Source organism: Jatrophihabitans sp. (genome assembly GCA_036399055.1).
GTDB lineage: Bacteria > Actinomycetota > Actinomycetes > Mycobacteriales > Jatrophihabitantaceae > Jatrophihabitans_A.
This window is the reverse complement of sequence record DASWNX010000017.1, coordinates 130,775-149,820: the sequence shown is the minus strand read 5'-3', so window position 1 is coordinate 149,820 and position 19,046 is coordinate 130,775. Positions and strand designations below refer to the sequence as shown.

Annotated in this window: 17 protein-coding genes; 6 read left to right on the top strand and 11 right to left on the bottom strand. The window is 67.7% G+C overall.

What is annotated here, in order from left to right; genetic code table 11:
* Positions 1-56 precede the first annotated feature (56 nt).
* Entirely contained in the window at positions 57-1,346 is a 1,290-nt protein-coding gene (locus VGB75_06375) for a GGDEF domain-containing protein (GenBank protein ID HEY0166652.1), read from the bottom strand.
* 345 nt (positions 1,347-1,691) lie between these two features.
* On the opposite strand from VGB75_06375, the gene VGB75_06370 reads away from it, so the two are divergent.
* Together VGB75_06370 and VGB75_06365 are read left to right on the top strand one after the other, a co-directional pair.
* Positions 1,692-2,564 carry an alpha/beta fold hydrolase gene (locus tag VGB75_06370; GenBank protein HEY0166651.1) on the top strand — a complete coding sequence of 291 codons (873 nt, stop codon included), beginning with the start codon at positions 1,692-1,694 and terminating at the stop codon, positions 2,562-2,564.
* 333 nt (positions 2,565-2,897) lie between these two features.
* Positions 2,898-3,524, top strand: a complete 627-nt coding sequence (locus VGB75_06365; GenBank protein ID HEY0166650.1) for a DNA starvation/stationary phase protection protein — start codon at positions 2,898-2,900, stop codon at positions 3,522-3,524.
* Between the two features lie 238 nt (positions 3,525-3,762).
* Here the strand turns inward: VGB75_06365 and dnaN are convergent, their stop codons facing one another.
* Positions 3,763-4,896, bottom strand: a complete 1,134-nt coding sequence (gene dnaN / locus VGB75_06360) for a DNA polymerase III subunit beta (protein ID HEY0166649.1) — start codon at positions 4,894-4,896, stop codon at positions 3,763-3,765.
* A 336-nt stretch (positions 4,897-5,232) separates the two neighbouring features.
* Here dnaN and VGB75_06355 point away from each other — a divergent pair, with 336 nt between their 5' ends.
* The gene (locus VGB75_06355) at positions 5,233-6,960 is read left to right on the top strand and encodes an AMP-binding protein (GenBank protein HEY0166648.1); all 1,728 of its coding nucleotides are present in this window, start codon (positions 5,233-5,235) and stop codon (positions 6,958-6,960) included.
* Positions 6,961-7,059: 99 nt separating this feature from the next.
* On the opposite strand, the gene VGB75_06350 is transcribed toward VGB75_06355, so the two are convergent.
* The 8 genes from VGB75_06350 to VGB75_06315 all read right to left on the bottom strand — a co-directional run bounded on the left by VGB75_06350 (position 7,060) and on the right by VGB75_06315 (position 12,752).
* Positions 7,060-7,866 (bottom strand): SAM-dependent methyltransferase, encoded by an 807-nt coding sequence (locus VGB75_06350; GenBank protein ID HEY0166647.1) that lies wholly within the window; start codon positions 7,864-7,866, stop codon positions 7,060-7,062.
* Between the two features lie 78 nt (positions 7,867-7,944).
* The gene (locus VGB75_06345) at positions 7,945-8,652 is read right to left on the bottom strand and encodes an SGNH/GDSL hydrolase family protein (GenBank protein ID HEY0166646.1); all 708 of its coding nucleotides are present in this window, start codon (positions 8,650-8,652) and stop codon (positions 7,945-7,947) included.
* 3 nt (positions 8,653-8,655) lie between these two features.
* Complete coding sequence (locus VGB75_06340) at positions 8,656-9,402, bottom strand: 4'-phosphopantetheinyl transferase superfamily protein (protein ID HEY0166645.1); 747 nt, start codon at positions 9,400-9,402, stop codon at positions 8,656-8,658.
* Positions 9,399-10,271 (bottom strand): hypothetical protein, encoded by an 873-nt coding sequence (locus VGB75_06335; protein ID HEY0166644.1) that lies wholly within the window; start codon positions 10,269-10,271, stop codon positions 9,399-9,401. Before VGB75_06335 ends, VGB75_06340 begins: the two co-directional genes overlap by 4 nt.
* Positions 10,252-10,524, bottom strand: a complete 273-nt coding sequence (locus VGB75_06330; GenBank protein HEY0166643.1) for a hypothetical protein — start codon at positions 10,522-10,524, stop codon at positions 10,252-10,254. Before VGB75_06330 ends, VGB75_06335 begins: the two co-directional genes overlap by 20 nt.
* Positions 10,521-11,447 (bottom strand): diiron oxygenase, encoded by a 927-nt coding sequence (locus VGB75_06325; protein ID HEY0166642.1) that lies wholly within the window; start codon positions 11,445-11,447, stop codon positions 10,521-10,523. Before VGB75_06325 ends, VGB75_06330 begins: the two co-directional genes overlap by 4 nt.
* Positions 11,447-12,475 carry a hypothetical protein gene (locus tag VGB75_06320; protein HEY0166641.1) on the bottom strand — a complete coding sequence of 343 codons (1,029 nt, stop codon included), beginning with the start codon at positions 12,473-12,475 and terminating at the stop codon, positions 11,447-11,449. Before VGB75_06320 ends, VGB75_06325 begins: the two co-directional genes overlap by 1 nt.
* Before the next feature lie 19 nt (positions 12,476-12,494).
* Positions 12,495-12,752, bottom strand: coding sequence for a phosphopantetheine-binding protein (locus tag VGB75_06315; GenBank protein HEY0166640.1), 258 nt, complete (start codon positions 12,750-12,752; stop codon positions 12,495-12,497).
* A 173-nt stretch (positions 12,753-12,925) separates the two neighbouring features.
* Here VGB75_06315 and VGB75_06310 point away from each other — a divergent pair, with 173 nt between their 5' ends.
* On the top strand, positions 12,926-14,173 hold the full coding sequence (locus VGB75_06310) for an aminotransferase class III-fold pyridoxal phosphate-dependent enzyme (GenBank protein HEY0166639.1): 1,248 nt from the start codon (positions 12,926-12,928) through the stop codon (positions 14,171-14,173).
* Positions 14,174-14,218: 45 nt separating this feature from the next.
* On the opposite strand, the gene VGB75_06305 is transcribed toward VGB75_06310, so the two are convergent.
* The gene (locus tag VGB75_06305; protein HEY0166638.1) at positions 14,219-15,664 is read right to left on the bottom strand and encodes an MFS transporter; all 1,446 of its coding nucleotides are present in this window, start codon (positions 15,662-15,664) and stop codon (positions 14,219-14,221) included.
* Between the two features lie 461 nt (positions 15,665-16,125).
* Here VGB75_06305 and VGB75_06300 point away from each other — a divergent pair, with 461 nt between their 5' ends.
* On the top strand, positions 16,126-17,910 hold the full coding sequence (locus tag VGB75_06300) for a carbamoyltransferase C-terminal domain-containing protein (protein ID HEY0166637.1): 1,785 nt from the start codon (positions 16,126-16,128) through the stop codon (positions 17,908-17,910).
* Positions 17,911-18,010: 100 nt separating this feature from the next.
* On the top strand, positions 18,011-19,018 hold the full coding sequence (locus VGB75_06295) for a ribonucleotide-diphosphate reductase subunit beta (protein ID HEY0166636.1): 1,008 nt from the start codon (positions 18,011-18,013) through the stop codon (positions 19,016-19,018).
* Positions 19,019-19,046 lie beyond the last annotated feature (28 nt).

Below are 19,046 nucleotides of genomic sequence, written 5' to 3'. Positions count from 1 at the left end.
GTGAGGGCGCGCAGCTTGCGATGTGACTGCAGCGCGCAGACGCCGGCAGGTGCGCCTCAGCCGGGCCGATGTGGCAGCCGGACCTGGTCCCGGCCGGCCCGCTTGGCTGAGTAGAGCGCGCTGTCGGCCTGCTCCAGCAACTCGGTGAGCGTCTGGCCGTGCTGGGGGTAGACCGCCATCCCGATCGAGGCGGTGAGCGAGAGCCTCATGCCCGCCGCCCCGCTGACGGCCAGGCCGCGCACCCGGCTCAGAATCCGCTCGGCCACCTTTCCTGCCTCTTCAGCCCCCAAGTCGTCGAGGAACATCACGAACTCCTCGCCACCGAACCTGGCAACGGCGTCGTAACCGCGCAGCTCACGCTTGAGCGCGTCGGCGACGGCCTTGAGCGCGGCGTCTCCGGCCAGGTGGCCCGCGGTGTCATTGACCCGTTTGAAGTGATCCATGTCCATCAGCAACACCGCGCAGGGCGCGCCCTCCCGCTGGGCGTGCAGCAGTCCCCGCTGGGACAGCTCCTGCCAGGCTGCCGCGTTCAGCAACCCGGTCTTGGAGTCGGTGGCCGCCGCGATCTCTAGCTGGGACACCAGCGAGCTTCGCTGCAGCAGTAGTAGGAGCAACAGCACAGTCGGCATCAGCCAGGCCAGTCGCAGGCTCAGCTGGGCGGTCATCACGCCGAGGACCAGGGTCGCGGCCTCCAGTCCCAGCTCCTCCTTGGCCGGGAGCAACTCGGTGAGCGAGCGGCTGTCGGAGGAGAGGTAGACCGCCGCGATCACCAGCGTGGCGTTGACCATGAAGAAGACCACCGCGGCCGTCGTGATCGCCGCCGCGGTCAGCGCGCCAGGCGGAAGCTCAGCGACGCGAGGCTGGATCGCAGTGGCCACCACCTTGGCCGCCAGGGTGGCTATCACCACGGTGGCGCCGGTGTAGGTGAACCGGTAGCCGAAAGCCTGCTGCCGCCGCCGCATGGCCGCGACCAGGAAGAGGCCGCACACCAGGGCCGCGCTGTAACAGATCGGCAGGATCAGCACCCCGGCGAACGCCCACACCGAGTGCAGGCCGATCATCACGGCTCCGCCGAGGTAGAGGCGCATCCGTTGCATCCGGTAGGTGATCTCGGAGTAGGCGATGCTGAGTAGCAGCAGGGCCATCAACTTGGCTGTGGCCGGCACCGTCAGGCAGTCCCCGAAGCTCGCGCTGACGCTCACGGCGGTGACGGTCACCGCGACCATCTCGACGCCGAGGATCAGCGCCAGCGCCCCCGGCGGCACCGTCCACAACCGCCACCCACGTGCCGTCCTTAGCGGGCGGCGCGCCAGCCTGTCGGCCGGGTCGAGGCTTCGGACAGCCATGGCGTCGACTGAACTCCGAACGTTAGGCAGGGTGCAGCCGGCTCGAAACTAGGCCGACAGTGGGCAGCGACATCTTTTTGCGCGCAGCTCAGTAGCTGGAGTATGCCCCACAAAGACCCCCCTCGCTGTCACAATGCCGTCACTGTCAGCGACCGGGAGCGTTCACCCATCGGAGCACGGACCTGCCTGCGCACCCTGCGAACTGCCCGGATCGGCCAAGGATGTCTTCCTAGTAACATCGTCTCGGCTTGAGCTGATCGCCAGAGAGATCGCCGCGCCGGCCGACCTGGCTGCGCCGGCTGTGACCGCGCTGCCTGTGACGGCGCGAGTAAGGGGTGGGCTCGCATGACCCCCAGCAGATGGGTGAAGGCGACCGACGGCCTGGACCTGGCGGTGTACGAGACCGGTGATCCGGCCGCTGCCACCATCGTCGCGATTCACGGCTACCCCGACAACGCCTCGCTCTGGAACGGGGTCATCCAACTGTGGGGCGAGAAGTACCACGTCGTCAGCTATGACGTGCGGGGCGCTGGCCGGTCAGGGGTCCCCCGCAGCCGCGCCGGTTACCGCCTCGCGCAGCTCGAAGCCGACTTCAACTCGGTCATCGAGGCTGTCAGCCCGGACCGCCCGGTGCACCTGCTGGCGCATGACTGGGGCTCGGTCCAGGGCTGGCAGTGCGTCACCAGTGACCGGCTCAAGGGCCGGATCGCCAGCTACACCTCTATCTCCGGGCCGGGCCTGGACCAGGCCGCCCGGTGGCTGGCCTCCAAGCTGCGGCCCTCTCCGCAGGACCTGGCGACGCTGTTCGGGCAACTGCGCCGATCCTCCTACATCCTGCTCTTCCAGGTCCCCGGGCTGGCGGAGCTGGGCTGGCGCAGCGGACTTCTCGACCGGCTGCTGGGTCAGCGGCCCGTCGCCGACGGGCGGTCGCTGGCAGACAAGGTCAACGGCCTGGAGCTCTACCGGGCCAACCGGCGGCCGCGCCGCGCGTCCTCCTCGCGCGCCCGCGCCGAGATCCCGATCCAGGTGCTGGCGCCGACCAGGGACCCGTTCATCGGCCACCCGCTGCAGACACAGGCCCCCGGGCCTTACGCCAGTGACCTGCGGATCCACTCGGTGGAAGGCGGGCACTGGATCATGCGACGCCATCCTGAGGTGGTCGCCCAGGCATGCGCCGAGCTGGTGGATGAGGTGGAGCGCGGCCGCCAACAGGACTGAGCCGTCAGCAGGACTGAGCCGTCTGAGGACTGAGACGCGCGGGTGCGGCGCCGGGCCGGTGCGCGTCGCGGGGGGCTTGACGTAGGTCGCGGCCACGGCGCCGCACACTCCTTCAACGGTTGGCCGCGCACTTTGGTGCCACCGGTCAGCTCGCTTTCAAAATGCCGAACAGCTCGGTACGGTCGGGATGTCGGCTCGAACCGGTAGCCGAGCGATCTGCGCCGACGCGCCGACCGCGGCACCGGTCGAACCTGGTGAACAGGCAAGGTGCGCATCCAGCGGCCGCCCCGTCGGGTGCGTCACCGTGAGACAACTCAAAGGATGTGCCAGCACATGTCGACCGACTCTTCTCCCGCCGCGCGGCAGCGGACTGCCTACACGATCCCCGGCATAGCGCAGGGTGATGCCGATGACCTGGTGGCTCTGCTGCAGGACCGGTTGAACGCGCTGAACGACCTCGCGCTGACGCTCAAGCACATCCACTGGAACGTCGTGGGCACCCACTTCATCGCGGTGCACACCATGCTGGACCCGCAGGTCGACGCTGTGCGGTTGATGGTGGATGAGACCGCCGAGCGCATCGCCACACTGGGCGGCTCACCGATCGGCACCCCGGGCGCGCTGGTCGCCACTCGCAGCTGGGACGACTACTCGCTGGGCCGGGCCACCGCGCTGGAGCACCTGGCCGCCCTGGACCTGGTGTACGGCGGCGTCATCGAAAGCCACCGCAAGGCGATCCAGGCCACCGAGGAGCCGGACCCGGTCAGCCAGGACATGCTGATCGGCCAGGCCAAGCTGCTCGAGCAGTACCAGTGGTTCGTCCGGGCGCATCTGGAGTCCGCGGACGGCCGGCTCACCACCACCGGCGCGCACACCGAGCGGCAGGCGGCCCGGACCGCGCCAGCCGACGCGGTGCAAGACGCCAACGCGGGCTCGACGCAAGGGCAGGAGTCCTCGTGACCGACCCGATCGCGCCAAGCCCGACGGTGCCGCCGATCGACCCCGGCCCGACGGTGCCGCCCATCGCGCCCGAGCCCAGTCCGGTCGAGCCCCAGCCCAACCCGGGCCCCCCGCCGCCGCAACCGATGCCTGGCCCTGGGCCGCAGCCCGGCCCGCCGGCGCCTGGCCCGGCGCCCAGCCCGTCAGATCCGGGAGTGCCACCTCAGGCCAGGCCTGGCCTGAGGGCCTGACCGGTCGATCAGCCTTCGGGCATCCGCACCGACATCACGACGTAGCGGAAGCCGGGGATGACCTCGCCGTTCTCGTCGGCCGGCAGCATCATCACCGGCTTATGAGTCGAGACGAAGGACAGGATCACGTTAGGCGAGCCGACCGCTCCCAGGCCGTCGAGCATGAACTGCGGGTTGATCGCGATCTTGAGGGTCTCGCCCTCGAGCTTGGCCTCGGTCGCCTCCCGCGCCCGCGCCGAGCCCTGCCCGCCGGCCTCGATCACCAGCTCGTCGGAGTCGACCTGCAAACGCAGCGGGTTGCCGCGGTCGGTGACCAGGGCGATCCGGTGCACCACGTCGGTCAAGTCCTTGGTGGCGATGGTCAACCGGCTGTTGTGGCTGGTCGGAAAGATCGCCCGCACATTCGGATAGGGCCCCGACATGATCCGCGAGGTGGTCTGGCGCGACTGCGAGCCGAGCCCGACCAGGGACTGGTCGGTGGCCACCGGGTCCAGGTGCAGCTGCACCTCGCCCCCGGCCGCGCCCAGGGCTCGGGCGGTGTCCGACAGCGCCTTGGCCGGGATCAGGGCGCTCATCTCCAGGTCGGGACGCTCGGGCTGCCAAGCCAGCTCGGTCATCGCCAGCCGGTAGCGGTCGGTGGCCGACATGGTGATCCGGTCACCGGCCATCTCGACCTGCACGCCGGTGAGCATCGGCAGCGTCTCGTCGCGGCCGGCGGCGATCGTCACCCGGCTCACCGCGGTGCTGAACTCGGCGGCCTTGATCGTGCCAGCCAGCTCGGGCATCGGAGGAAGGCGCGGGTAGTCCTCCAACGGGAGGGTGGGCAGCGTGAACTGGGCGCCGCCGCAGGTCAGCTCGACGCTGTCGCCGACCAGCTCGACATCCACCGGCTTGGCCGGCAGCGCCTTGGTGATCTCGGCGAGCAGCCGGCCGGCGACCACCGCCGAGCCTTCCTCGAAGAGCTGGATGTCCAGGTCGCAGCGGGTCGAGACCTCGTAGTCAAAGCCCGACAACTGCAACTGGCCGTCCTTTGCCTGCAGCAGCAGGCCGGCCAGCACCGGAACAGGCAGCCGGGTCGGGATGCTGCGCGCGGTCCAGGCGACGGCCTCGGCGAACTCCTGCCGCTGTAGTCGAAACTTCATCCGTGGCCTCCTAGGCACTCAACGCAAGTCTGCACCGCGGCACAGCGATCGCCTGCGTCAGGGCATGGTATCCCCGCCGGCCGACGGCGAACGCTCGGCTGGTCGGCGCCGGCGCTCGTGGCGAGCGCCTCCAGGACGGGCACGCGCTCCCGTCAGAATCTCGCAGTCATTCGAGTGCGGTCTCTGACTACGCGCAGGCTCAACGTGCCCGCACATTATCGAAACCTGCTATCTTACCCACTTGGCATTTAAGGGCGTTCGTGAAGAATAGCTACGCAATTCACCTGCGCGTCAGCTCTGATGAGACGCCGCTGAGAGCACAACGGAGGCCTGGAGATGCTGTTGGACTGGCTCGACAATCCCAGCCCCACCTGTGGCATACGCCTGTTGAAGCCGGACGGATCGTGGTTCTTCCGCAGCTATGCCGAGCTGGCCGTGGACGTGCGTCGAATCTCGGCGAAGTTGCGTCAGGCAGGCGGCGCCCGTGGTGACGTGATCTCGCTCGTGGTTCACGATCCCTGGACTTATATCGCCTCATTCATGGGAAGCCTTGCGGCCGGAATGGTCCCGTCGCCGTTGGCCACACCGTTGGCGTTCCGGCAGTCCGAGCGTTATATCGCTCACCTGGCCACGATATTCAGCGTCGCCCGCCCGGCCCTCGTCGTCACTGATGCCAGGCTGGTTGATCTGGCCCGATCCGGCGTCGTCCGAGCTGACTGCCAGGCGACGGTGCTGGAGTTGGATCTTGCTGTCGCCGATGAGGCAGACGCCGACTCGGCGCTCGGCGCGCGGGCTGAGCTGGTGGACACCGACCTGGCCCTGCTCCAGTTCACCTCCGGCTCGACCGGCGCGCCCAAGGGTGTGCGTATCTCCTGCGCCAACCTCAGCGCCAACGTGCAGGCGATCCGAAGCTGGTTGAAGTGGTCAGCCGAAGACGTGTTCGCGAGTTGGCTTCCGCTCTACCACGACATGGGACTGATCGGAGGCATGGTCGTCCCCGTCGTCTCCGGCACTGACCTGTGGCTGATGACTCCCGACCAGTTCGTGCGCGCACCGCTGCGCTGGTTGGAATGCTTCGGCAAACACGGCGCGACGCTGACAACGGCGCCGAGCTTCGGTTATGCCTACACCGCCCGCCGGGTGAGCCCTGAGCAGATCGCCGATTTCGACTTCTCCCGGTGGCGGGTGGCGATCCTCGGCGCCGAGCGGATCGAGCCCGCGGCGATCAGCGCGTTCTACCAGTTGGTCAGCTCGCATGGCTTCAACCCGGGCGCGCTGATCGGCGCCTACGGCCTGGCGGAGGTGACACTGGCCGCCACCGGCGCGCCGCCCGGTGGCGGCTCCCGGCTGGTGCGGACCAAGAGCACCGCGCTCGCGGTCGGCGAAGCGGTGGTCGTGGCCGAAACCGGCATGCTCGGCCTCGACTCGGCGGGCGGCGCCGGCTGGTTGACCGGGTGCGGCGCCGCGGTGGAAGGCCTTGACGTCAGCATCATCGACGAGGACGGCAACCCGCTTCCCGACGGCGCCTTCGGCGAGGTCTTCCTGACCGGTTCCTCTCTTGCGCAGGGCTATCTGACAGGCGACGGTGTGACGCCCTTCGGCCACGAGGGCCTTCGCTCCGGCGACGCGGGCTTCTTACTGGGTGATGAGCTGTTCGTGGTCGGCCGCATCGGGGAGTCGATGAAGGTCCGGGGCGCCAGCGTGCACGCTGAGGACGTGGAGTCCGAGCTGGGAAACCTCGATGGCTTGCCGAACGTCAGGTGCGCGGTGGCCTTCGGCGCCGTCGACTCCGAGAACCTGGCGGTGGTGTTCGTAGAGGAGCAGGTGGGCCAGGACTGGTTGACAGCCGCCAGCGAACGGGTTCGCACGATCACCGCCGGATCCGCCTCACCCTTGATCCTGCGAGGAAAACGCGGATCGATCGCCCGCACCTCCAGCGGAAAGCCCCGCCGCAGGACGATGTGGACCGAGCTCCTCACCGGCGCCGCTACGCCGTGGGAAGCGGTCCACGGCCAGGCGCCGGTCAGCTTCGGGATCGCTGACGCCACTGCTCCGACAGGCTGAGGGCCGCTGAGCCGACGACGACCCTGCCTCCCAGCGGAGGCAGGGTCGTCGCTGTCGTTCGAGGTGGCATGGCCGGCTGCGGCCGGCCGGCCGGCCTGCTCAGCGTTTGCGCGCGGCGCCCACCAGGTAGGTGTAGCGCTCAGGATGGGCGCCGACGTCACTCGGCTTGTCCGGATGCCACTGGGTCGGAAAGACCACTCCCGGCTCGACCATCTCGAAGTCTCCGAACAGGGCGCGCATCTGCTCATGGGAGCGCAGCGCGAAATCACCGAACTCCTTCGCGTACAGGTTGCCCACCATGTCTGAAGATCCGTCGTCGCCTTCGTTCGTCGCCGTGGAGATGATCAGAAGGCTGCCCGGAGCAAGGCGCTCGCGGTACTTCTCCAGGGCCGGCAACACCTCGGAGTCGGAGAAGAATTGCAGCACGCACAGGACCAGGACGGCCACCGGCCGGTCGAAATCGAGCAGGGACTTGACCGTGTCGGTGGCCAGCACCTCGTCGGCGTCGAGCAGATTGGCCTGCACGCTGGCGGCGTTCGGGTTGCTCGCCAGCAGCTCATTGCCGTGCGCGACCGCCACCGGATCCCGGTCGACGTAGACGATCCGAGCATCCGGATTGATAGCGGCCACCGTCTCGTGGACGCTGCCCCGGGTCGGGATGCCTGATCCCAGATCCAGGAACTGGTCGACACCTTGATCGAGGGCGTAGCGCACGGACCGCCGCAAGAACTTGCGGCTCTCTCGAATGAGCATGATGAGACCCGGAGCCGCCCTGATCGCCTGTTTGCCCAACTCGCGGTCGGGCTCGAGGTTGTGGGTGCCGCCGAGCAGGTAGTCATAGAGTCGGGCGATGCTCGGACGGTCGGTGTCGACCTCGGGCGTCACCCAGGTGGATGCGTCAGACATGGCTGCCTCCTGATGGCTGAAACGATGTGGGGGATGCAGAGGCGGGGGCCTCTGGGATGGGCTGGGCGGGGCAAGCTGTCATCGCTTGTGGCCTGACTGTCGCAGCCAGGCGCCCATCGTGCGGATCGTCTCAGCTCCGAGTATCGCGTGGCCGCGCATGGTGCTGTGCTTCATGTCGGTGCTGTAAGCGTTCACCTCACCGCAGGAGGGGTGCGACCACATGTCGACGTGGATGGTGCCGTGCCGTTGAGCGATCGCCAGCGACAGCGCGTTCAACGTCTCCAGGCGATGCCGGATCGGCGCCAACTTCGGAAGCGCGGCGGTGATGTTCATCAACCCGTAGGTGATGACGTCCGCGCCGCTGCCACGCAGCTTGGCCACGATGTCATCGAGGGCCTCTTCGATGGCGCCGGCGTCGAAGCGAAGTCCGAACAGGTCATTGCCACCTGCTGTCATCGCCACCAGGTCCGGCTGGAACTCCAGCATCGGCCCAAGCTGTTGATCGCGCACCTCGGCAGCGAGCAGGCCCTGGTGGCCGGTGTTGAGGTAGCTCAGATCCGGATGGGCGGTGAGCAACGCCTCGCGCACCCGGGCTGCCCACGACAGCGGCCGATAACCGGGAAGCTCCTGGCCCAGCCCCTTGGCCAGGCTGTCACCCATCACGCCGAACCGCTTCCAGGGCGCCTCGGCGAGCAACTCGGCGGCTTCATCCGGAGGAAGGCAGTAGGGGTCGGTCTCTTCGGTGGTGGACGGGTGCTCGTGAACGTCTGACAGCTGGTCATCCATAGGTCATCTCCTGTTCCCGGTGGTTTTCCGGTCGCTGGCGCTGCTCATCTCGATGTGCTCGCGTTCCGGGGACAAAGTCGGTCGCAGGGCCACCACCGTCCCCACGTAGCCGGCGGCGAGCGGGACGTTGCGGCTGTCCCAACCGTCACCGCGGACGCCATGGGCAGCGGCCATCGCGCGCACCCCGATGCCCCGCGCCTTGGCATGGGCTTCCCGGGTGGTCCAGATCCGGTGCCATCGCCGCGTGTAGCAGCGCTCGTCGGAGCGGTCCAGCAACTCACATTCGGACGGGCTGAAAAAGCGGCGCGCCAACGCCGGCGCGTTCGGCCGGCGCTCCTCCCGCTCGATGTCCAGGCCGATCCTGAGCCCGCTGCCCACGGCCAGCGCCACGAGATCGCCCGAGTGCGAGAGATTGAAGTCGATCCCCACCGGGGCGGCGCCGCCGGCGCCGCCGTGCCGGGCGAGCAGGCAGGGCCTGCCGTTGTCATCGACCGACACCGGCACCCGCCTGGCCGGCATCGACAGCCGGGCGCCCAGCGCGAGACGGGTCAGCGCCCGGCCTGCGGCGTACTGGCGTTGGATCACCGGGCTCACCATGTTCGACATCTGCCGGCGTTCCTCGGCGCTCAGCAGCGCCACCACCGAATGCGCCGAACCCTGACCGGGCCCGATCCTGGCCACCCAGGTCTCGACCGGACGTCCGAGCAGCAGGTGGCGAGACCTCAGCAGCGTCGGCGGCGCGCAGCTCACAGCTCGCTCGCGTCCCGGACCCGCTCGACGAGCCGGGCCGACGGCGGTCCGAACTGCGCGCACACCGCTGACAGCCAACGCTCCAAGCCGAACGCCACGCACGAGCTGAACGCGGGCGCGCCGTCCTCGGTGAGAATCCGGCAGCGTTCGCCGAAGAAGTTGCGATGGAAGTTGACCGATGCGATCGCCAGGCCCTCGGGGTGCTCGGCGGAGCGGAAGACGAATTCTTCCTTTACCGGAAACAGCTGCGCGACGAGCGAGCGCGAGGCGCTGGCGTCGAAGAACGGGTCGCTGGCCACCTCGATCTCCAGCGGCAGCTCCAACCGCTTCGCGAACGCCATGATCTTTGCTTTGAAGGCTGAGAGGTGGTCCAGCGTCGCCTCGCGCTCGCCGACGCAGATGACCTCACGCATGCTGAAGGACAGCAGCCGTCGCAAGCCCTCGAACCGCTGTTCCCGCCGGAAGCAGGTCGCGACCGTCGTGACCAGGTGCTTGGCTGGGACGGTGGTGTTCCGCAGGTCCAGGTATGCCGCGTAGCAGGCGGCCGATGGCAGCGCGTACTGCGCCTCGGCCAGCAAGCCGGCGGAGAAGCCGGCGGCGCTGGCAGCCGTCAGCTGGCTGAACGACTCCTCACGGACCGCGGTGGCGACCAGCGCCAGGTGCGGGAAGTTGTCCCAGTAGTCCAGCATCGCCAGGTCCGCGACCGGAAGAAGTGTCTGGTAGGCCATCGGCGCCGCGTCGACCGCCCTCGCCCATGAGGTGAAGATCCGATCCAGCTCCGCGCGCAACGCCAGCTCCAGCGGACCCATCACCGCCAGCCCCGAAGTGGCGGAGCGGGCAGCGAAGGTGTCAGCTCGCGGAGTGGTCACCGAAGAATCTTTCTCGGATGCGGCGCAGGGTGCGGAAATCCTCAGGTGAGACTTCATCGAGTGAGATCTGCCGGCCGCTCTGCTCTTCGAGCACGTACAGGAAATTGACGAAGCTGAGTGAGTCGATGAGCCGGTTGTCGATGAGGTCGAGGTCAGGGTCGATCGAGGTGAGCTCCGGGCGCCGGGCCAGAAGGTAGGACAGGACCAGGTCGTGATCCCCGTCCGGCGTGGCCTCGGTGGGTAGCTGCGTCACAGCGCGGGGATCCTTTCGTCCGAGAAGATCTGCTCACTGGTCAGAAACGTCGTCGAACGCTTGAGCACGCGGGCGGTGAAGACCTCGAACTGCGGATCTGCCAGCGTTTCACGGCGCATCCGGTACGGGTCGGGGATGCCGGCGTCGGCGAACGCGGCCGGATTGCACAGCGACTCGGTCGAGACCCGCATGTAGCGCTTGAGGTAGAGCTCGAGGGAGGTCAGCTGCTCCACGCTGAGCGTACGACGCAGTTCCGCGTGCAGCAGCGCCACGATCTGACGTCCGAAGGCGATGTGGCGGGACTCGTCCTGATGGTGAACCGCATTGATCTGCTGGATCGTCGGGTGCAGCCGGTCGTCGCTGCCCATGCGCTGGTTGAAGACGTCGACCAGCTCTTCGAAGATCAGCAACCGGGCGAAGATCAGGAACGTCTCGGCCTCAGCGATTCCAGGTCCGGCGAACGTGAGGGACCGGTCGGGGTAGACCTTGCCCCCGTAGCGCAGGCAGAAGGTGGCGAAGAACCACATGTGCTCGTTCTCTTCGCCGATGATGTGGTGGAAGTACTCCGAGGGAAGCGCGAACCCGGGCATGTAGATGCGCGCGACGATGGCCGTCAGCAGCTCGCGGATGCCGTGGACGTTCAGGCTGTAGAAGTTGATGCTTTCCCACTTGCTGAGCGCCTTGAGCTGAGTCTCGTCGAGGCGGTTGCCGACCTGCGTGCCGTGCACGCTCATCAGCTCTGGTGACATCCAGTAGGCGTCCTGCACGATGCTGTCCGGCCAGGTGAACAACCGGTAGGGGTCGTAGTAGTCGCGCTCGGACATCGTGACGAGCCGGTCCAGGATCGCCTTGAAACGAGGGTCGCCGCTGAGGGTCTCGGAGAGGTTCGGCCCGCGGCCGGCCGGGATCGCCGTGCCGGTCATCAGGCGCCGGCCCGGCGGATGACGGTGCGCCGGACGGGTGTGCTCTCACGGCCACCACAACGATGGGACACCATGGTCCCGTCAGCGGGGATCGAGGTGGGCAGCAACCGGTTCAGCCGGGACCCGATGCATCCTGCCGCCAGCTCGGGATGCGGGTTCTCCGCGTGGTCGGCCAGCCGCAGGAACACCGGGTCCACGGCCTTGACAACGCCGTCGTCATCGAGAACCTCGACCCACGAATGCGCCAGGTCCAGCATGCCCAGCAACCAGCCCCGCTTGGTCCTCGACTGGTATCCGGCCGCCTGGTACTGGCTCTGCAGGAACAGCGAGGCCGAGATGCAGGGGGCGGCGCCGGCGGCCAGCACCCTCTTGTAGTCGTGTTGCAACCGCTCGGGCATCCGGATCCACGGGTAGTCGGCTGCGAGGAAGTCATCGGTGATCGACTGCAGCACCGGCGATCGGAGGGTCATCAGCCGGCCCCTCGTCACCATCTCACCCCGCATGCCGACCGGCCCGGGCCCGGAGAAGAGGATCTGGTCATCGGTGACCACGGCCGTCTCGGGTTCGGTGTGCCAGTCGAGCAGGTCAGCCTCCACCGAGTCGAAGTCAAGGCGTGAGTGCGACCATTCGGCATCGGCGCCGCACTCGCTCAGCGGGCAGCGGAGCTCGATGTCGAAGTTCCACCTGATCGGCTCGGTCCACGTCTGCGGGCCGCCATGCATCCACCTCAACGCGTAGCGAATCGCCCTCTCAGGCACTGACACTCCGGACTTGGAGGCGAGGGCGAGATTGAACAGGTCGAAGCGGTCGAACCATTCAGCGCCCGCCTCGCCACGGCAGGGCAGGCCTGCGGCGATCAAGGCGTCCAGAGTCGGCTCGCCGCACCGCAGCATGTCCAACGCCGCGAACCGGTCGACGTCCTCGTTCCTGAAGTCCGAGGGGATGGTGAACAGGCCGTTCAGGGCGAGCAGCCAGCCTTGCTCAGCCCCTGCCGCGCCCTGCGTGGCAGTTCTGACCAGGCTATTCATGCTGATTCCGGAGCCGGGATCACGCAGCTGGCGCGGCGAGCTGAGTCATCAGCGTTTCGATATCGCCGACAGTGACAAGGCTTGCCGCCTGCTCCTCGTCGATGGTGAACAGTTCGAACTCCGACTCGAGTGCCAGGGCCAGCTCGAGAAAAGAGACCGAGTCATAGCCCAGGTCCTCGATCAATCTCTGCTCGGACCGGGCTTCGCGTGCTCCGAGCGGGGACATCTCCCCGATCAGGGTGCGTACCTTCTCGACGACCTCTGCCTCAGTAATCAACTTCGCTACCTGCTGCCTTCTTGGGGGGCGCCGGAGACCGTGCCAGCATGGGCCGGAGAGTGCTGGAGCAATCAGGGGTATCGGGGTATTTAATACTCAGTTGACCCTAACATGCAAGACAAAACGCCATCGGGCTCACCAGAGTCCATGGTGGGCGCAGCGAGGAGATTGCCGTGTCAGAGGATATGCAGCCGGTCAGTGACCGCGCTCAGACGCTCCAGCGGTACCGGCAGCACCTCGGTGAGGGCGCCGCCCGAGTCGCGGAGTCTTTGCAGCTACCGGTGGAGGCCTACGGCGAGGGCGCCTATGTCTGGGACGACACCGGTCGCAAGTACCTGCAGTGCGGCGGCTACGGGGTTTTCCTTCTCGGCCACCGCCCGCCTGAGGTGGTCGCGGCTCTGCACCGGCAACTGGATCGGCATCCGGTCGGCACCCGCACGTTGATCTCCGCCGAACTGGCTGACGCGGCCGCCGATCTGACCGCGGTGGCGCCGGACGGCTTGGACCGGGTCTACTTCGCCTGCACCGGCGCCGAAGCGGTCGAGGCGGCGATCAAGATCGCCCGCGCCAACGGCCGTCGCCGAGTGATCGCCATGAAGGGCGGCTTTCACGGCAAGACCCTCGGAGCCTTGAGCGCCACCGATCGGCTGGCCTTTCGCCAGCCTTTTCAACCCTTGCTGCCCGGCGTGGAACGAGTGGGCTACGGCGATGTCGAGGCGTTGTCGGCTCTGCTGGCAGAAGGCCCGCCTGCCTGCGTGATCATCGAGCCGGTCCAGGGCGAGGGCGGGGTGCGGATCCCGCCGCCGGGCTATCTGAGCGAGGTGGCCAGAAGCTGCGCCGACCACGGCGCGTTGCTCATCGTGGATGAGATCCAGACCGGGCTCGGCCGGCTGGGCAGCTGGTGGGGGTGGGACGGCAGTGTCGGCCAGCCCGACATGTTCTTGGTCGGCAAGGCGCTGGGAGGCGGTTGCGTCCCGGTCAGCGCGGTGCTGTGCACCGCCGAGGCGTTCCGCCCGCTCGAGCGCAATCCACGGCTGCACAGCTCGACTTTCTCCGGCTACCCCCTCGGCATGGTCGCGGCGCGGGCGACCCTGCAGGTGATGCGCGAGCAGGATGTGCCGGCGCGCGCGGCCGTGCTCGGCGCGCAGGTGCGCGAGCTCGTGGACAGCGCCGCGACCGCCGCGCCGGAGGCCACCGTCAAGGAGATCCGGTCCCAAGGCCTGCTGATCGGCGTCGAGTTCACTCGCGGCGAGCACGCCGGCGCGTTCAGCAGGGCACTTCTGGGGGCTGGAGTCATCCCCACCTCGTCGCTGGGGGCCGACACCGTCGTCCGGTTGACGCCCCCCGTAGTGCTCGAGGACCCCGATCTGAAGTGGCTCGGCGCCGCTCTGTCCGAGGCGTTCAGCGCTCTGGCCGGCTAGCTGCCGGCTGGCCTGCCTACCTCGGCGCTGTCTACCTCGGCGGGCTCAGCCCGTCGAGGAGGTGCTGACGCTGTCCCGCTGCGAGACCGGCTTGGGATCCACCACGCCGAGCGCGGCGACGGCGGCCAGCAGGGCGATGACCAGGCTCACGGCGTAGACGTCATGGAAGGCGTCGATGCTGCCGGGCGCCGCGTTCGAGGCCATGACTGCCGCGAGCATCGCGGTGCCCAGCGCTCCGCCGACCTGCCTGGCGGTGAGGTTCATGCCGACGCCAGCGGCGAACTTCATCGGCGGAACCGCGGTGGCCGCCGCCGAGGAGAGCGCCGTCAGCGCGAGTCCGAGGCCGCCGCCGCCGAGCAGGCCCGAGGGCACCCAGGCGACCCAGAAATTCGGCTCGGAACCGTACAGGCTCGAGGCCCAGATGGCGTTGCTCGCCGCGAACATCAGGATTCCGGTCACCGCGGTCCAGCGCTGCATGCCGGGCTTCTTCATGTTGCCGGCCACCGTGGAGCCGATCATCGAGGCGACGGCGCCGATGCTCAGAGCCGCAGCCGACTCCAGGATGCTCCAATGCCAGATGGTGGAGGCGAACAGCGGCGCGCCCAGCAGCCAGGCGAACATCGAGGCGCCCAGGATCGCCGAGGCGACGTTGCACATCGCGTACTTCTTGCTCGACCAGAGGGAGACGTCGATCGCGGGCGCGTCGTGGTTGCGTGATTTCATCCACGCCGCGGCGGTCAGGACCAGTCCGGCCACCAGCATGCCGATGGTCTTGGCGTCGCTCCAGCCCCAGTGATCGCCTTCGGTGAGCGCGGTGACCACGCTGCCGATACCCAGCGCCAAGGCGATGGTGCCAATCCAGTCGGGAAGCTTGGCGCCGCCTGGCGTGGGCAGTCGCCGGGGCAGCGCGCGCCACGCCAGAAACAGCAGGACCAGGCCGATCGGGCCGTTGATCACGAACACCGAGCGCCAGCCGAACGCCTCGACGAGCAGTCCGCCGACAGCCGGACCGATGACCGCGGAGAAGCCGGCGGCTGCCGACCAGGCTCCGATCGCCTTGGGAATGCGCTCGCGTGGCGTCGTGGACAGGATCAGCCCCAGTGCGGCGGGAATCATTCCGGCCGCCAGCGCGCCCTGCAGGAACCGGGCCCCGATCAACCAGCCGACGGTCGGCGCGGCGCCGCAGGCGAGCGAGGCGAGGATGAATCCGAGCAACGAGACCAGGAACATCTCGGTGCGCCCGAACGTGTCCGCCAACCGGCCCGCGGGCGTGAGCATGGCCGCGAACATGACCGCGTAGCCGCTGATGATCCAGGTGAGGGTGTCGATCGAGGTGCCCGGGAAGTGCTCGAGAATGCTCGGGAAGGCGATATTCACGACCGACAGGTCGAGAAAGGCCATGAAGGTCGCGCCGCTGCAGAGGAACAGGACGTAGCCGGGGTCCACCTTCTTCCCGACCTGGTCTTTTTTACCGACGACGGGCTCTGACATGGCAGCCGACTCCTTCGCTGGCCAGCGCGGCTCAGCTTCGCGCGGAGGCTACGGGCGTGCGGTTCGCAACTTCCGCACCACTGAAAACTCCCGCACCACCAGTACACAGGCACTCAGGCGGGGCGCAACCCGGCGGTGCCGAGCCAGGCCTCCGGCCGACGGTAAAGCTCTCACACCGCAAGATCCCTGTCAAACAGCTCAAATTTGAATAAGCAGTCACCAAGTTGGAGCGCGGCGAATAGAATTTGTATACGACTGAACGATTCTATGCCCTTGACAGAGAAAATTAACTTTCATACTGTTCGAGCCGGCGGGGGCCGACAACCGAGTGTCAGGTGAGGCTCACCCATGGCTTGCAGCAGGCGGCAGCCGGGCCGGGTCGCACACGATAAGGCGTGCTCGCCGACACCACGATCAGGGCTCGATGGGCACGGGGCTCGCACACCAACCGAGGAGTCAATGTGATCGTCCTTGGCTATAACGGCCACACGAATGCCGCGGACACCTTCGCCCGGCTGTACGGATCGACTGGCGTGGACCGGTACAACGTCCTCGGTCACGATGCCGCCGCCGCCGTGATCGTCGACGGCCGGCTGGTGGCCGCGGTCGAGGAGGAGCGGCTCAACCGGGAGAAGAAGACGGCGAAGTTCCCGGTCAACGCCGTTCAGTGGTGCCTGGACTACGCCGGCCTGTCCTTCGACGAGATCGACGCCTTCGCATTCCCCTGGAACTACTCGGACTCGCTGGTCAACTCCATCATCGCCGACCTGAGCGCCTCCGGCCTCGGGCCCGAGGCGAAACTCGACCGGCTCCGACGCTTCGGCGAGTTGTACACCAATGTCTTCAGCAGGACCGCGATCCTCAATGACTTCAAGCAGCGGACCGGCTACGAGGTGCCTGCCGAGAAGCTGATGCTGGTGCCGCATCACATCGCGCACCTGATGTGCGGGCATTACTTCGAGGGCGGCCGGGACACCGCGTTCCTGGTCAGCGATGGCCGCGCCGAGCGGTTCTCCTCGATGATGGGAGAGATCCGCGACGGTGAGATCCGAGTGTTCGAGGAGAGCACCATCGGTGCCACCCACTCGCTCGGCCTGCTGTTCAGTGAGATCACCCGGTACCTCGGTTTCATGCCGAACAACGACGAGTACAAGGTGATGGGCCTTTCAGCTTTCGCTCCGCCCCTGCCGAACAACCCCTTGCTCGAACGCGTTGTCACGCTGTTGCCCGACGGCGGGTACACGTTCGCGCTGGCCAACGACCCTCGTAATCCGCATGCCGCCTACTACCCGCTGTTCGACGAGATCTTCCAGGCGACCGAAGCCAATCGGGAGGAACTCGATTTCCGCGCGCGGGTCGCCAGGGCGGCTCAGGAGATGATCGAGGTCGTCACCGCCCACCAGCTCAAGGCGTTGCAAGCCAAGAGCGACCTGCCCACCCTGGTGTTCGAGGGCGGACTGGCCCTCAACTGCGTCAACAACACCAAGCTGCTGGAAGAGTCCGGTTTCACTGACATGCAGGTCAGCTTCGGCGCAAGCGACCCGGGAGTGTCCATCGGCGCCGCGGTGTTCGCCAGCGGCCTGGCCGGTCACCGGAACGAGAATGCCCCGACGCCCTACCTGGGCCCGGAGTACACCGACGAGCAGATGCTGGCCGCCCTCGGCGACTACCAGGACCGCCTTCACTGGGTCGCGATCGAGCCCGAGGACGTCGCCGACCGCGTCGCCAAGCTGCTGTGCGAGAAGACCGTCATCGGCTGGTTCCAGGGCCGGACCGAGTACGGGCCCCGCGCGCTGGGCAACCGCAGCATCCTGGCCAACCCGTCCTTCGATGACATCAAGGACATCATCAACACCCGCGTCAAGCATCGGGAGCCCTTCCGTCCCTTCGCCCCGGTCATCCTCGAGTCCGAAGCGGCCAAGATCTTCCAGATGGGCAAGAAGGAGACCTCGCCCTTCATGACCTTCGTCTTCCCCGTCGCCGCCGACCAGCAGGAGGCGATTCCTGGCGCGGTCCATGTGGACGGCACATCCCGGGTGCAGACCGTCACCGCTGAGCAGAATCCGTTGCTCGCGGGCCTGCTCACCGCTTTCACGCAACTGTCGGGGGTGCCCTGCCTGCTGAACACCTCGTTCAACGTCGCAGGCGAGCCCATCGTCTCCTCCCCGACAGACGCCATCGAGTGCTTCCTCAAGACCGAGATCGATTACCTCGTTCTCGGCCGGTTCCAGGTCAGCAAGGTGTGAGCGCCACCCAGGAATCCGGTGCGGCGCCCCTGAGCATGGCAACTCTGCGCTACCGAGCGCCCTCTGGTCGCCGACGCCCAACTGCTAGGAGTGAGCGGACATGAGTCAAGTGCTTGAGACCGAGCCGGGCTTCGTGCCCGACATCACCGATGTCGGCGCCGATGCCGCCCGGGTGGCCAAGCTGGCCACCTCGGCTGACCTCTACCGGCGGTGGGAGCGTCAGCAGTGGCTGGTCGCGGTGGTCGACCCTGCCCGGGACCGTGCGACGTGGGACGATCTGCGGCCCTTCGTCAAGCAGCAGACCCTCAACGCCCTCGCCGAGCTCGAGATCGGCGAGGTCACCGTCACCCGCACGCTGGGCACGCTGATCGACAATCCTCCGACCGAGGACGACCGGATCTACCTCTGCACCCAGCTGGCCGACGAGGCCCGGCATGTGCGGTTCTTCCAGACGTACCTGCAAGAGGTGTGCGGCGTCGAGGCCGAGGCGGGCGCCAACGCCGACAGCGATGTCGCCGCGGACTACGCCTCGATGTTCGCGCCCGCGCTCACCGCCGTGACCGGCCGCCTGCGCGAGGTCGGCAGCTCGCCTGAGGACTGGTACCGGGCGCTGGTGTACTACCACCTCATCACCGAGGGTGTGCTGGCCGCGACCGCGCTACGCACCACCCGGTTCCTCGCGCGCCGCCTTGAGCTGAGCGCGCTGGATGAAGGCCTGACCAACGTCACCCGCGACGAGTCCCGCCATGTCTCCTTCGGGCTCAGGGCCGCGCAGGACGGGGTGGCCCAGGGCTACGGCCAGGTCATCAAGGACGCCCACTTCGAGTCGATCGCCATGGCCGCCTGGGTCCTGATCGGGCCGGCTCGGCACAACCCCTCGCCCGCGATCCGGATGGCCCTGGTCAGCCGGGCTGCCCAGTTGCAGCAGAACGTCGACATAGCCGAGGAGAGACTGGTCAAGCAGCTGCGCCTGATCGGGATGCCGGAGCTGGCCGACGCGGCCCTGACCGCCTGGCGGCAGGCCATCGTCAAGGCGATCGACGGCTATGAGGAGAACTGGGGTTCCCCGCATCCCATCCGGGCCGCCGCCCGCATCGCACAGAACTGATCCGGCCTGCGCGACTGACCTGGCCTGC

Excerpts from the sequence above, each read along its gene's own strand:
- VGB75_06375 (HEY0166652.1), bottom strand. The coding sequence starts at position 1,346 with ATGGCTGTCCGAAGCCTCGACCCGGCCGACAGGCTGGCGCGCCGCCCG.
- VGB75_06370 (HEY0166651.1), top strand. The coding sequence starts at position 1,692 with ATGACCCCCAGCAGATGGGTGAAGGCGACCGACGGCCTGGACCTGGCG.
- VGB75_06365 (HEY0166650.1), top strand. The coding sequence starts at position 2,898 with ATGTCGACCGACTCTTCTCCCGCCGCGCGGCAGCGGACTGCCTACACG.
- dnaN (HEY0166649.1), bottom strand. The coding sequence starts at position 4,896 with ATGAAGTTTCGACTACAGCGGCAGGAGTTCGCCGAGGCCGTCGCCTGG.
- VGB75_06355 (HEY0166648.1), top strand. The coding sequence starts at position 5,233 with ATGCTGTTGGACTGGCTCGACAATCCCAGCCCCACCTGTGGCATACGC.
- VGB75_06350 (HEY0166647.1), bottom strand. The coding sequence starts at position 7,866 with ATGTCTGACGCATCCACCTGGGTGACGCCCGAGGTCGACACCGACCGT.
- VGB75_06345 (HEY0166646.1), bottom strand. The coding sequence starts at position 8,652 with ATGGATGACCAGCTGTCAGACGTTCACGAGCACCCGTCCACCACCGAA.
- VGB75_06325 (HEY0166642.1), bottom strand. The coding sequence starts at position 11,447 with ATGACCGGCACGGCGATCCCGGCCGGCCGCGGGCCGAACCTCTCCGAG.
- VGB75_06320 (HEY0166641.1), bottom strand. The coding sequence starts at position 12,475 with ATGAATAGCCTGGTCAGAACTGCCACGCAGGGCGCGGCAGGGGCTGAG.
- VGB75_06305 (HEY0166638.1), bottom strand. The coding sequence starts at position 15,664 with ATGTCAGAGCCCGTCGTCGGTAAAAAAGACCAGGTCGGGAAGAAGGTG.
- VGB75_06295 (HEY0166636.1), top strand. The coding sequence starts at position 18,011 with ATGAGTCAAGTGCTTGAGACCGAGCCGGGCTTCGTGCCCGACATCACC.